The organism is Odoribacter lunatus, assembly GCF_943193135.1.
Classification (GTDB): Bacteria; Bacteroidota; Bacteroidia; order Bacteroidales; family Marinifilaceae; genus Culturomica; species Culturomica lunata.
The window spans coordinates 207,126-220,597 of sequence record NZ_CALPCZ010000001.1; the positions used below are offsets into that span (position 1 = coordinate 207,126).

General features: G+C 44.3%; 12 protein-coding genes. 8 read left to right on the forward strand and 4 right to left on the reverse strand.

Annotated features, from left to right (window positions below; all coding sequences use genetic code 11):
• Positions 1–9: 9 nt before the first annotated feature.
• Positions 10–417 carry a PaaI family thioesterase gene (locus NFR61_RS00950; RefSeq protein WP_251619866.1) on the forward strand — a complete coding sequence of 136 codons (408 nt, stop codon included), beginning with the start codon at positions 10–12 and terminating at the stop codon, positions 415–417.
• A 60-nt stretch (positions 418–477) separates the two neighbouring features.
• Here the strand turns inward: NFR61_RS00950 and NFR61_RS00955 are convergent, their stop codons facing one another.
• Positions 478–2,574, reverse strand: a complete 2,097-nt coding sequence (locus tag NFR61_RS00955) for a M3 family metallopeptidase (RefSeq protein WP_251619867.1) — start codon at positions 2,572–2,574, stop codon at positions 478–480.
• Between the two features lie 130 nt (positions 2,575–2,704).
• Here NFR61_RS00955 and rpmB point away from each other — a divergent pair, with 130 nt between their 5' ends.
• From rpmB to NFR61_RS00980, 5 genes are all read left to right on the forward strand, one after another.
• On the forward strand, positions 2,705–2,947 hold the full coding sequence (rpmB, locus tag NFR61_RS00960) for a 50S ribosomal protein L28 (protein WP_251619868.1): 243 nt from the start codon (positions 2,705–2,707) through the stop codon (positions 2,945–2,947).
• Between the two features lie 11 nt (positions 2,948–2,958).
• On the forward strand, positions 2,959–3,147 hold the full coding sequence (gene rpmG, locus NFR61_RS00965) for a 50S ribosomal protein L33 (protein ID WP_251619869.1): 189 nt from the start codon (positions 2,959–2,961) through the stop codon (positions 3,145–3,147).
• Between the two features lie 8 nt (positions 3,148–3,155).
• Positions 3,156–3,308: a DUF4295 domain-containing protein gene (locus tag NFR61_RS00970; RefSeq protein ID WP_251619870.1), complete on the forward strand. Its 153-nt coding sequence runs from the start codon at positions 3,156–3,158 to the stop codon at positions 3,306–3,308.
• A 536-nt stretch (positions 3,309–3,844) separates the two neighbouring features.
• Complete coding sequence (locus tag NFR61_RS00975) at positions 3,845–4,738, forward strand: prenyltransferase (RefSeq protein ID WP_251619871.1); 894 nt, start codon at positions 3,845–3,847, stop codon at positions 4,736–4,738.
• Positions 4,735–5,349, forward strand: coding sequence for a CPBP family intramembrane glutamic endopeptidase (locus NFR61_RS00980; protein ID WP_251619872.1), 615 nt, complete (start codon positions 4,735–4,737; stop codon positions 5,347–5,349). Before NFR61_RS00975 ends, NFR61_RS00980 begins: the two co-directional genes overlap by 4 nt.
• Here the strand turns inward: NFR61_RS00980 and uvrB are convergent, their stop codons facing one another.
• Genes uvrB through NFR61_RS00995 form a run of 3 tightly spaced genes read right to left on the reverse strand, consistent with a single transcriptional unit; the run spans position 5,350 to position 9,318 of the window.
• On the reverse strand, positions 5,350–7,356 hold the full coding sequence (uvrB, locus tag NFR61_RS00985) for an excinuclease ABC subunit UvrB (protein ID WP_251619873.1): 2,007 nt from the start codon (positions 7,354–7,356) through the stop codon (positions 5,350–5,352).
• Positions 7,357–7,358: 2 nt separating this feature from the next.
• Complete coding sequence (locus NFR61_RS00990; RefSeq protein WP_251619874.1) at positions 7,359–7,730, reverse strand: thioesterase family protein; 372 nt, start codon at positions 7,728–7,730, stop codon at positions 7,359–7,361.
• 10 nt (positions 7,731–7,740) lie between these two features.
• On the reverse strand, positions 7,741–9,318 hold the full coding sequence (locus NFR61_RS00995) for a peptide chain release factor 3 (protein ID WP_251619875.1): 1,578 nt from the start codon (positions 9,316–9,318) through the stop codon (positions 7,741–7,743).
• Positions 9,319–10,140: 822 nt separating this feature from the next.
• Here NFR61_RS00995 and NFR61_RS01000 point away from each other — a divergent pair.
• Positions 10,141–13,032: a glycine-rich protein gene (locus NFR61_RS01000; RefSeq protein ID WP_251619876.1), complete on the forward strand. Its 2,892-nt coding sequence runs from the start codon at positions 10,141–10,143 to the stop codon at positions 13,030–13,032.
• Positions 13,033–13,049: 17 nt separating this feature from the next.
• Entirely contained in the window at positions 13,050–13,316 is a 267-nt protein-coding gene (locus NFR61_RS01005; protein ID WP_251619877.1) for a hypothetical protein, read from the forward strand.
• Positions 13,317–13,472 lie beyond the last annotated feature (156 nt).

Sequence of the window (13,472 nt, forward strand, 5' to 3'; positions counted from 1 at the left end):
AGGAATGCGATGGAAGATGTGCTAAATAAAATGAATGAATTGTGCAAAGGTACGTTGGTCGAATGGTTGGGAATGAAGTTTACGGATTTTAAGGAAGGGTGCCTGATCATGACTATGCCGATAGACCATCGTACATGCAGGCCGGACGGTGCGTTAAACGGAGGCGCGAATATGGCGTTGGCGGAAACGGCAAGCGGAGCTTTGAGTTTGCTGTCGGTAGAGCCGGAATTGCAGTTTAAGGTTTACGGTATCGAGATAAACGGAAATCATGTCAGAAGGGCGGAAGGGAAGTATGTCACCGCCTGTGCGGAGTTTATCCACAAGGGAAGGCGGACGCATGTGGTGAAAGTGGAAATCCGGGATGAATACGGTACGTTGGTGACGGTAAGCCGGGTAACGAATATTGTTGCCGGATGATTGTTTAATAATAAAGGATGGAAAATTAATTCCATCCTTTATTTATAATTATTGTAGCTGTTATTTCAATCCCCGGCGTTTAAGTAAAGGTTCTATGGAGGGTTCTTTTCCCCTGAACGCGGTATACAGTTTCATGGCCTCTTCGCTGCCTCCTTTGGCAAGGATGCGATGAAAGCCTTCCGCCTTTTCCGGATTGAATACATCGCCTGTTTCTTTAAATGCTTCAAAAGCGTCGGCATCCAGAACTTCCGCCCATGTATAAGCGTAATAGCCTGCCGAATAACCTCCGTCAAAGATATGGGAGAAATAAGTACTGCGGTAACGTACGGTTATTTCCGGTATCAATCCTAATTTATCGAGGGTTTGTTTTTCAAATTTCTCCACATCAATGGGGTCTGTGGTGGAAACGGTGTGATAAGCCATGTCTAATAAAGCGGCAGCCATAAATTCCGTAGTTGCAAATCCCTGGTTGAAATGGCTGCTTTTTTGCAGTTTGTCGATAAGGTGTTGCGGAATGGGTTCCCCTGTTTTATAATGGCGTGCATATACTTTCAAAACCTCCGGGTCAGCAGCCCAGTTTTCCATTATCTGTGAGGGGAGTTCCACGAAATCATGTACGACATTTGTTCCGGCTACGCTCGGGTAATCGACTTGTGAAAGCAGACCGTGCAGGGCATGTCCGAATTCATGGAAGAGGGTTTGCGCTTCCTCGAATGTCAGCAGGGAGGGTGTTTCTCCGGTAGGTTTGGTGAAATTACATACATTGGTGATAACCGGAGTCATACCCAGTAATCCCGATTCAGAGCGGAAAGCATCCATCCAGGCTCCCTGGCCTTTGCTGGGACGGGGGAAGTAGTCCGCATAAAAAATACCGATGTGTTTTCCGTCCGCACCTTTCACTTCGTAGGCGATAGCATCGGGGTGGGGTAAGGGCAAATCCGTACGTTGCGAGAAAGTAATGCCGTATAGTTTGTTGGCGGTATAAAAGGCACCTTCTCTTACTTTATCCAAGGGGAAGTATTGACGCAATTCGTTTTCATCCAAACCGTATTCGGCTTGTTTTACTTTTTCGGCATAATAGCGCCAATCCCATGGCTGTAATTTGAATTTTCCTCCCGTGCGGGTAATCATGGACTGCAATTTCTGGGCTTCTTTTTTAGCAACGGGAAGGGCTGCTTCCCAAATCTTGTTGCATAACTCGTACACATTGGCGGGATTTTTTGCCATGTTTTGTTCCAGAACATAACTGGCATAGTCGGGAAATCCGAGTAATTGGGCTTTTTCAAGTCTTAATGCAACCAGTTGGCTGATAATCACTTTGTTGTCATATTCATTATTGTGGTTGCCTCTGGTTGTGTAAGCTTTGTATATTTCTTCACGCAAAGCCCGGTTGTCCGCATATTGAAGAAACGGCATGATACTGGGATTGTGGAGTGTAAATACCCATTTCCCTTCCATGCCTGCCTCCTTGGCGGTTTCGGCCGCAGTAGAGATTACACCTTCCGGAAGACCGGACAGGTCTTGTTCATTTTCAATAACCAATTGGTAATTATTGGTCTCTTTTAAAAGATTATTTCCGAATTTCAAGGCAAGAATAGAGAGTTCTCCGTTGATTTGTTTCAGACGTTCCTTTTCTTTTTCGGAAAGATTGGCACCGCCCCGCACAAAATCTTTATAGTATTTTTCCAAAACCAATAGTTGTTCGGTGCTTAGATTTTCTTTGTCTTTATTTTCGTATACGGTTTTGATTCGTTCAAATAATTTTTCGTTAAGATTGATACCGTCGGTATGCTCCGATAATAAAGGTGCCACTTCTTCCGCGATTGCCTGCATGGAATCATTGGTGTGTGCTGCCTGCAGGTTAAAAAAGACAGCCGCTACTTTATTTAATAACTGGCCGGATTTTTCGAGGGCTTCCACTGTATTGGCAAAAGTGGGGGCTTCCGTATTGTCGGTAATGGCTTTTATCTCCTGTTGCTGTTGGCGGATACCTTCTTTAAAAGCGGGAAGGTAATGGCTGTTTTGGATTAGATGGAAAGGCGGTACACCGTGTGGCGTGTCAAATTCCTTCAAAAAAGGATTGGTTTGATTGGTTACGCTCTGGCAGGCTTGGATCATAAGGCTTGCTAAACAAATTAAATAAGTGATTTTTTTCATATAAATAGTAGATTAAGAGCTTCAAAAGTATATATTTTTTTCATTTTTTTCGTAGAATATTTGATATTGTGAATAAAAAGCGCTTAATTTGCATCCTGTTTGGAAAGCGTATATAAAAAATTATTGAGAGATGTCAAGAATTTGTCAAATAACCGGAAAAAAGGCGATGGTCGGAAATCATGTATCTCACTCTAAAAGAAGAGTGAAAAGATCTTTCTCCATCAACTTGTTTAAAAGAAATTTTTATTGGCCTGAAGAAGACAGATGGATTCGTTTGAATGTATCGGCTGCCGGGCTTCGTCTAATTAATAAAAAAGGCTTGAATGCATGTTTGAAAGAAGCTACTGAAGCCGGATTGATTAAGAATGTTTAAAATCACTGAAGATGGCAAAGAAAAGCAAAGGAAACAGAGTACAGGTGATTCTTGAGTGTACAGAACATAAAGAATCCGGAATGCCGGGAACTTCACGGTATATTACTACCAAAAACAGAAAGAATACTCCCGAAAGATTGGAATTGCGTAAATACAATCCTATATTGAAGAAAGTTACTTTACACAGAGAAATTAAATAATTCAGACTATGGCAAAGAAGGTAGTTGCAACATTGAAGACCGGTGACGGTCGTGGATACGCCAAAGTGATTAAAATGGTAAAGTCACCGAAAACAGGTGCTTATACTTTCAAAGAGCAAATGGTAACCACGGATGAGGTTAAAGCATTTTTGAAGAAATAATTTAGTTTGACCTTATATGAAGCCCCTTTCGAGGGGCTTTTTTTTTGTTGTCTATATATAAGTGATTATCACGTGTTTATGGATAAAATGAAATATTTTTGAAAAATAATTCGGATTTTTGTAACCCTCTCTGTTTTTTCTCCGTTAAAGTAGGTGTAAATGATGATTGAAAGTTATGATTTTATTTAGCTGTTATTTAGATTAGATTATTTAGCACACACCACAGGGAGGGGATAGCTTTTGAAAACAAGCTGATTTTCGGAAAGTTCTTTAAATATTGGAATGCGGACTTCGGGACACTATTACACCACGCACATACACACCACACAGACGCACGCACACATACATACAACATCTTTTCATCGTCCCTCGTTATTCCGATTTAAAGAGCTCACGGGAATGCCTCCCAATTTTTTTTGAAACAATTGAAAGACTGTTCGGAGTGCCGGACGGTTTTTTATTTTTTGTGGAATCTTCGATGTAAAGGCTAAAATATTACTTTTGTCCGGAATTTTAAATGAAATCAATAAGAGTATATGAAGAAACATCCTTTGAAAGAGTGGATATTGGCAACACGGCCGTGGTCCTTCCCAGCATCGGCGATGCCGGTTATTGTAACGTGGGTTTATTTGTATGGGCTGCATGCCGGTGTAAATTGGGAGAATGGAATATGGGCATTGGTAAATATCGTCCTGTTTCATGCAGCGGGGAATGTGTGGAGTGATTATTTTGATTATCGCAAGGGTGTGGATACGGTGGATACTTTCGGTGCAACGACATTGACGTCCGGTAAATTTTCTCCCGGCGAGATTTTTTCTTTGGGATTGGGGCTGCTGGGAGTAGCAGTATTGTTGGGTGTGGGATTGTTGATTCGTACAGGCCTTCCGCTATTATGGATTGGTTTGGGGGGAATTTTTTGTACACTGTTATATCCTTTTTTTAAATACCGGGCATTGGGAGATGTGATTATCTTTATGGCTTATGCCTTGTTGCCGTCTTGGGGAACTTCGTATGTAATTCTTGGATTTATAGATATGCAGGTATATTGGGTTGCAGTACCTATCGGTTTGATTACGGTAGCGATATTGCATGCGAACAATACCCGGGATGTCGTGACAGATGTACAGGCTGGAATTAAAACATTTGCAATCTGTACGGGATATTCGGTGGCCCGGAGAGTGTATGCGGTAGAAATTCTTTTTTCATTTGTATGGATAGGGATAGGGATTGTCATGGGGTATTTTTCATGGTGGACCCTGTTAGTCATGGTTGTTTTCCCGCTTGCCTGGGGAAATGTTAGATTGATGTTATCCTCTGCGCGGGAAGAGGTGGGGAATATTGCGCATTTGGATGAAAAAACAGCTCAATTGCAATTGGCATTCAGTAGTGTACTTTCTCTGGCGTTACTTGTATCAATCTGGTTGGCATGAAAAAATTGATTTTTGCTCTTATCGTAGCGGCGGTTTTGTGGACAATCATGTTTTCTCCGTGGACGGCATGCTATATTAATTTTTGGTGGATGATGGCATTTTCCGCCGTATTGTTGGCACTCTATACAACGTGGGTAAATCCGACGTGGTGGCGTTCTTTAAAATGGAAAATATCGGAAATAGGGTGGGGTGTTGTTATTGCAGCTGTGTTGTGGGGGATATTTTGGACGGGCAATTGGATAGCTTCACGGATATTTGATTTTGCTTCTTCTCAAGTGGATTCAATTTACGGAATGAAAGCCGGAGAATCTTCCTGGTTGTTGGCGGTATTATTGCTTCTGTTGATAGGTCCTGCCGAGGAGATTTTCTGGCGAGGATACATACAGCGTACATTGTCGGCGTTTTGGAATCCTAACGTGGGATTTATCGTGGCTACTTTTTTATATGCTTCCGTGCATGTGGCCTCATGCAACTTTATGCTGGTAATGGCGGCATTGGTGGCAGGAGGAGTGTGGGGACTTTGCTATCGTCTATTTCCAAATCATTTGGGAGCACTCATTATTTCACATGCCTTGTGGGATGTTGCAGTATTTCTCGTTTTCCCGATTTGATTATTGCGGTTTGATTCTTTCTTCAAGTTTAAACATCTCATCCCGAAGACGGGCGGCTTCCAGAAAATCCTGTTCTTTTGCAGCCTTTTGCATAGCGCTTCTTGTTTTCTGAATCATTTTCTCTATTTCCTCCCGGCTCATATAAGCGGTTACAGGGTCGGCAACCATATTGTCATAGTGTTCTTCTTCTATGTAAGCGTGTGTTTGCTTGGTTAGAGCCGAATCCGTGGACTTATGGATTTGTTTGGGAATAATATGATGCTTGGCATTGTATTTCAACTGCTTTTCCCGGCGGTAGTTGGTCTCGTCTATCGTTTCCTGCATAGATCGGGTAATATGGTCGGCATACATAATTACCTTGCCTTCCACATTCCGGGCAGCACGTCCGGCGGTCTGAACCAGTGAACGGGTAGAACGGAGAAAACCCTCCTTGTCGGCGTCTAATATGGCAACAAGGGATACTTCCGGCAAATCCAGTCCCTCACGGAGCAGATTTACTCCAACCAACACATCAATAATTCCTTTTCTAAGATTTTCCAAGATTTTAACTCGTTCAAGCGTATCTACATCCGAATGGATATATTGGCATTTTATACCCATGCGGTCCAGATACTTGCTTAACTCTTCCGCCATTTTCTTCGTTAGGGTGGTTACTAACGTTCTTTCTTGTAATTCAATACGTTTCTGAATCTCATTTATTAAATGGTCAATCTGATTCAGGGAAGGAACAACTTCGATAATGGGATCGGGAATACCGGTCGGGCGAATAATCTGTTCAACAACAACCCCGTTGCTTTTTCCCAGCTCATAATCGGCGGGGGTGGCACTGATATAAACAGTTTGCGGTGTCAGGCTTTCAAACTCGTCGAATGTCAGAGGGCGGTTGTCGAATGCTGCCGGAAGACGGAAACCGTATTCTACCAATGTCTGCTTCCGGGCATGGTCTCCTCCGTACATCGCACGGATTTGGGGAACCGTTACATGCGATTCGTCGATGACCATTAAAAAATCCTTCGGGAAATAATCCAGCAAGCAGAATGGGCGTATGCCGGCTTTGCGTCCGTCAAAATAACGGGAATAATTCTCAATACCTGGACAATACCCCAACTCCCGTATCATCTCTACGTCATAGCGCACGCGTTCATCCAGACGTTTGGCTTCAAGATGCTTGCCGATTTCCTTCAGATAGGCCACCTGAAGTTCCCGGTCCTGTTCAATATCTATAATGGCTTGTGTTATTGTCGCTTTATCCGTGACAAACAGATTGGCGGGATAAATATCCAATTCTTCAAAGGGTTCAATGCTTTTGCCGCTTTGGGGCTCAAACGAACTGATTCTGTCGATTTCATCATCCCAAAATTCAATGCGATAGGCGACACCGTCATAAGTTTCAATAGCGGGGAATATATCCACCGTTTCCCCTTTGGCCCGGAAGCAGCCCCGTTTAAATTCAAGCTCGTTATTGGCATACAAAGCGTCTACCAAATTGCGGAGCAATTGATTCCGGTTGATTCTCATCCCTTTTTTTAAGTGAATGATGTTTGAGCCAAAAGCCCGCGGATCGGCCATACCATACAGACAGGAAACGGAAGACACGACGACGATGTCCCGGCGTCCGGATAAAAGGGAGGCGGTTGTGCGTAAGCGCAGCTTGTCAATTTCGTCGTTGATAGCCAAATCTTTTTCGATATAGGTGTCTGTCGTAGGTAAATAGGCTTCCGGTTGGTAATAATCGTAATACGAAACGAAATACTCCACCGCATTTTCCGGGAAAAAAGATTTGAACTCCCCGTATAGCTGGGCGGCTAATGTCTTGTTATGGCTTAAGACCAATGTAGGGCGGTTGATTTCATTGATTACATTGGCGATGGTGAATGTTTTTCCTGACCCGGTTACTCCCAATAATACTTGAGAAGAAATATTATTTAATATTCCTTCTTTCAATTGCCGAATAGCTTCCGGCTGGTCGCCTGTCGGGCAGAATTCCGAAGTCAGTTTAAATTTCATTGTTAAAGTTTACTCATAAATTTTACGGGGTCGATGATAAAACGGTCGTGGGTGGCTGTACCGATTACGCCGGATTCATCATGTGCTTCCAGCTCAAAACGGATTCGTCTGCCGTCCACTTCTGTGACAGTTGCCCTGCAATGCACGTTCTTTCCGACAGCAGTAGCTTTGATATGCTTGGCGTTAATTTCAATGCCGACACTGTCTTTTCCGCTTTCCAACTCATTCTCGATACATTTCATCGCTGTATTCTCCATCAGGGCAATCATGGCGGGGGTGGCGAATACGTTTAACTTTCCGGAACCATATACGGCGGCTGTATCTTTTAGTTCTACGGTAATAGATTGTGAATAACTTAATCCTGGTTGCAACATGTGGTGGTATTTAAAATTCCGACGTAAAATGGAAAATCAGTTTCTTATAGTTTTCCTGTGCCATTTGCAGCATATATTGGGAATCAGCCAGAAAAACGTCCCTTCCTTGCTTGTCCTGGGCCATATACTGGGCTTTGTGCTTCTTGAAATCCGCCAATTCGGCGGCGTCCAGCGCCTCAATCCAACAGGCCTTGTAAAGATTTACCGACTCCCAGCGACAGGAAGCGCCGTACTCGTGGAGCAGGCGGTATTCGATTACCTCGAATTGCAGGGCACCTACCGTGCCGATGATCTTGCGGCCGTTGAACTGGTTCGTAAAAAGCTGCGCCACGCCTTCGTCCATCAGTTGGTCGATACCCTTCGCCAATTGCTTGGACTTCATCGGGTCCGCATTCTCGATATATTTGAACAGTTCGGGCGAAAAACTCGGAATACCTTTGAAATGGAGTTTTTCACCTTCGGTGAGGGTATCGCCGATTTTAAAAGTTCCGGTATCGTGAAGACCGATAATATCACCCGGATAAGCCTCGTCAATCACGGACTTCTTTGAAGCCATGAAAGCCGTCGGCGTCGAAAACTTGAGCATCTTGCCGTTGCGCACGTGCAGATAATTCGTATTTCGCCGGAATATCCCCGAACATATTTTCACGAAAGCGATGCGGTCCCGGTGGTTGGGATCCATATTGGCATGGATTTTAAACACGAAGCCCGTAAACTTTTCCTCTTCGGCATGCACGGTTCTTTCTTCCGTTTCGCGGGGAAGCGGAGAGGGCGCCAGCTCGATGAAACAGTCCAGCAATTCCTTGATACCGAAATTGTTCAAAGCCGAACCGAAGAAAACGGGAGCCACTTCGGCATTCAGATACTCCTGGCGGTTTAAGGCAGGGTATACGCCCGTAATGAGTTCCAGATTGGCATGAAGGGTGGCGGCATCCCGCTCCCCGATGTATTTGACGAATTCGGGAGAATCCAGGTCCTTGATTTCTATCCCTTCCGGCAACGTCTGACCGCCGGAATTAAACAGGTAAAGCCCCTTGTGGTAAATATTGTACACCCCTTTGAACGTGTCACCGTTGCCGATAGGCCAGCTCAGCGGATTCACGCTGATTTGCAGCTCTTTCTCTATCTCGTCCAGCAAATCGAACGGGTCCTGCGACGGGCGATCCAGCTTGTTGATAAAGACAATGACCGGCGTTTTGCGCATCCGGCACACCTGCATGAGCTTTCGGGTCTGGGTCTCCACACCTTTGGCGGCGTCGATGACGATAATGACACTGTCGCAAGCCGTCAGCGTCCGGAACGTATCCTCCGCGAAATCCTGGTGACCGGGAGTATCCAGAATATTGATTTTGACATCGTTGTACTCGAACCCCATGACCGACGTCGCCACAGAAATACCGCGCTGCCGCTCGATTTCCATAAAATCGGACGTCGCAGTCTTCTTTATCTTGTTGGATTTTACAGCCCCGGCGACGTGTATCGCTCCTCCGAACAGCAGGAGCTTCTCCGTCAAAGTCGTTTTACCCGCATCCGGATGGCTGATGATACCGAATGTTCTTCTTCGCTGAATTTCTTCTTTAAATCCCATGTATCTTATATTCTGTTTGAAATGCCTGCAAAGATACGAATAAGCGAGAGCAAAAGCAAGTTTACTTGCCTCGTTGCTAATAACGCAGGTATTTCTTTGTGGTTAATTGTGGGAAACTTATAGAAAACAACTATTTTTCACAGGTTCAACACCTCTATTCCAATTCTATAAAGTGCTTATAAAGCGCTTACAAAGTGCTTATAAAGTGCTTTGAGAAGCACTTTATAAGGATTTTATTTGGATTTTTATAAGTTTCTATGCTATCTTTATAGAATTGATATAGAATTGTTATATAGTGGAAATATGCAGGCAACCTGTTTGAAAAGGTCTGCCAATCTTAAACCAAAGCCGAATTTCCTGTGATAACAACGTATTGTTTTTGAAACAGTATTTTCTGCAACAGACAAAATCGATTTTCTCCTTCGGGCTAAAGAAGCTGGTTTTTTCATAAGACTTTTTTATTATAATTTGTGAGGACTTTCGCCCTTTTAAGGGGTATTTTTTCGTTTATTCCAGAGATTTTGCGTAAGTTTGCGATGTTGTGGCAGGGAGAACTGCCGTAATTGAAATATTATTTTGAAGCGTTTAGCTTTATCCTTGAAGAAAAAACGACCAATTTTTAATATCGAAGGATAAGCAGTATAAACGTTCATGCTTGCCGTATATACATTCGTGCTATATACAGGTTAAGCGTGGGTAACTGTTTATTTCGATATGGGTGCTTGGTCGTACCTTTCTTCAGATAAACTAAAGTTCCCACGCTTTCTTTTTGTTATAAACCCACCTTTCCGGGAGCTTTCAAGGTGATAAGTATTTCTTGATATGAAAAAATTAATCAAGTGTGCCGGAAGGCGACATGTGTTTATTTTGTCGCTCTTTCTTGTTGTAATGATTTTTTCCGGTTTGTTTTCTCCGCCCGTTCACGGAAACAACATCCGTATAACGGGTAAACCCCGTGTTGTCAATATTGTCGGCGACACGGCCTTTGTAGAACTGAATCTCTCGTGGGACAATTCCTGGCGGGATGATTTCAATTGGGACGCTGCGTGGGTGTTCCTTAAGTACAAAAAGCGGGGCATCACCGAACCCTGGCATCACGGCTACCTTGCCCGTGCAGGACACGAAGCTATGCCCCAAAGCGGAAATGAAGGCGGCAACTACTCCTTCATGTTTGGTCAAACAGGCTCGGGCAGTAGCGCCAAAGTCACCGGCGTATTTCTTATGCGGGATGAAATCTCCGACGGTAATGTCAGTGTCCGGGCTCGGCTTAAATGGCTGTTCAAAACCAACACGAAGAAAACGCTTACCGCCGCCGACTTCGGTGATAAACTGGATAAAATATACGTCGCCGTCCATGCTGTTGAAATGGTTTATATTCCCTACGGCAGTTATTACCTCGGTGACAATTATTCGGCATACAGTTTTGCACTATCGGGCAAATCTCCCTGCCTTATAGATTCGGAAGCGGCAGTGACTCTGAATACTGTTAATCCAACATCTACTTCTGTCACATTGCCCGCCGCCTTTCCCAAAGGGTATGCCGGATTCTATATCATGAAATACGAGACGAGCCAGGAACAGTATATGGAGTTCTTGAATTCCTTGACGCTAACACAACAGAAAGCGCACGTGGCAAACAATGATTTTGCCAATATGCAACGCGGAGACTATGTTTTCGGAGCAACCGGCTCTCCGAGTTGGAGGAACGGTATCGTGTTTATCGAGCAAAAGGGAGAAGACGGGCCCGCCGTATTCGGTAACAATCTCAACCCGGCAAACGACCTTTTCTCTAAGGATGACGGGCAGATTGTCGCCTGTAATTACCTCTCCCCTTACGATATGTTGGCATATTGCGATTGGAGCGGACTGCGTCCCATGAGTGAATTGGAATACGAGAAGGCATGCCGCCGACCGTATCCCCAAATTCCGGAAGAAGGAGAATACGCCTGGAACAGCAACAGCAGTGTCAATCCCCTGACCGACGAATCCGATTTGCTTTATCCTGGAGATGAACGGGAACAATCCGTTAATAAAAACCACAACGTAAACAGTGGATTCATTCTCGACGGTCCTGTACGGTGCGGAATGTTCGCTACCTCCTCCACCAATCAATCCCAATCCGGCGCCACTTACTGGGGCGTCATGGAGATGGGGGGAAATGTAAGTGAAATGTGTTATGTCGCAACAAGCTCCGGAAAAGGATTTGTTGCCACTAATCTTTCCTATTCCCACGGAGACGGAGAATTGAATGCCGACGGCTCGACAAATATTTCCACCAGTTATTGGCCGACCGCTGTGGCAGCATTTGGCTTGCGGGGTGGAGACTATCGCGATGAGGAGAAGCTATTGCAGACTTCCGACCGAACAAGAGCTCAAGGGGCTACTTTTTCCTCCATTACCTCAAGGGGTTCTCGTTATGGTTTCCGCGGGGTATACGGTCTTTCGGGCATCAATATCAACGGCGGGAAAATAAGTGCTCCGACAACAGGATGTTGGAGCGGCTCGGATCTAACCAATACGCAAGAGGCGTCTTGTCCGGATTTCCCCGATATACGTTTTCAATACACCTGGTACGTGAAAAAGCCGGGAGAATCGAAATTTGATATTATTTCTGATGCCAGCGGTGTGTCGCTGAAGTACACTAATTTTGTAAATAATGGAACCACTACTGTAACGTATCAGTTTAAGCGGGTGGCTACCTGTGCCGTAGGTATTGCAGAAAGCAACACCGTGAGCATTAACATACTGCCGAAACCATTCGCTAAATCGGTTTATACTTTCAATGCGGGAAGTTCTGTTACACTTACCCAATATTGGGGTACAAACAGTTCTGCCGTATGGACTTTGGATGGCGCACCGTCGTGGGCATACGTATCGGGCAAGACCTCCAATTCGTTGACAATAGCAGGTGGACTGGCCTGTGTGAATTTCACCATAAGGACAAAGCTGTCGGCGTGTCCTTCGGATGAGTTTTCTGCGAGAGTGGAGATTGATGGAACATTTCCTTACCGAGGCCACATGGACAGTGTTAAACTGGCGGCAGGAAAATACAAAATGGAGTGTTGGGGAGCAAAAGGAGCGACAGGATACGCAAACTCACAATCTGCTCGAGGAGGGTACGGTGGATATGCTCAGGGAACAGCAAATTTAAATGCTATTACTACCTATTATGTCTATGTCGGAGGGCAAGGCAGTGGTAGTTCAACAAAAACAGGAGGTGCTGGAGGATGGAACGGTGGAGGTACCGGAGGAAACGATGAAACTGCTGGTAATGTCGGAGGAGGTGGAGGAGGTGCCACAGATATACGTCTGATAAAAGGGGATTGGAATAATTCTAATAGTTTGAAGTCCCGTATCATGGTTGCCGGAGGTGGCGGGGGAGGTTGTGGTCATGGTGGAGCTGCTTATGGTGGTCACGGAGGGGGTACCAGCGGAGGATATGGGGAAAGTAAAACAGAGGTAAACGTTATAACTCCAGGAACGCAAACTTCCGGTTATGCATTTGGTTACGGAGGTACAGGTAGCTATGGCGGAAGTAGTAGTTCCGGTGGAGGTGGTGGAGGTGGTGGATACTATGGAGGATACGGTGCTGCAAAGAACAAAGGTGGGGGCGGAGGTTCCGGATACGTTAATACCGGAATCTTCAGTAATTCTTCCATGTCCAACGGTGTGAGACAGAGTGATGGCCAAGTCAAGATTACACCGCAGAATTAAAAGTAAAAAATAGGATAATGGAGCAGTGGAAAAATGGTTTTTCCACTGTTCTATTTTTATCAATTTTTTTACTTCAAAAAATAAAGGATATGTTTTCTATTCAAAAAGAGTATGTTTTTGATGCAAAAAGAGGCTCTTTTTGTACTAAAAAGAGCCTCTTTTTTTCAAACGGAGTATTCATTTTCAATGAACGCCTGCAAAAAATAAATAAGTATCTGATATTAAAAATATTAGCAACCACATTTAGGCACATCCGGCTTAATGACCAAACCCGTTATTTTTAAACCTATCATTTTGCTACCGAAAACCTATCGTTTTTGCCTCAAAAACGATAGGTTTTTAACATGAAAACGATAGGTTTTTAAAAAAGGTGTATTTATTAGCCGAAAAGACATACGATTTCATGATGAAAAATCAAAGAGGTTAAAAAGATGAATTCG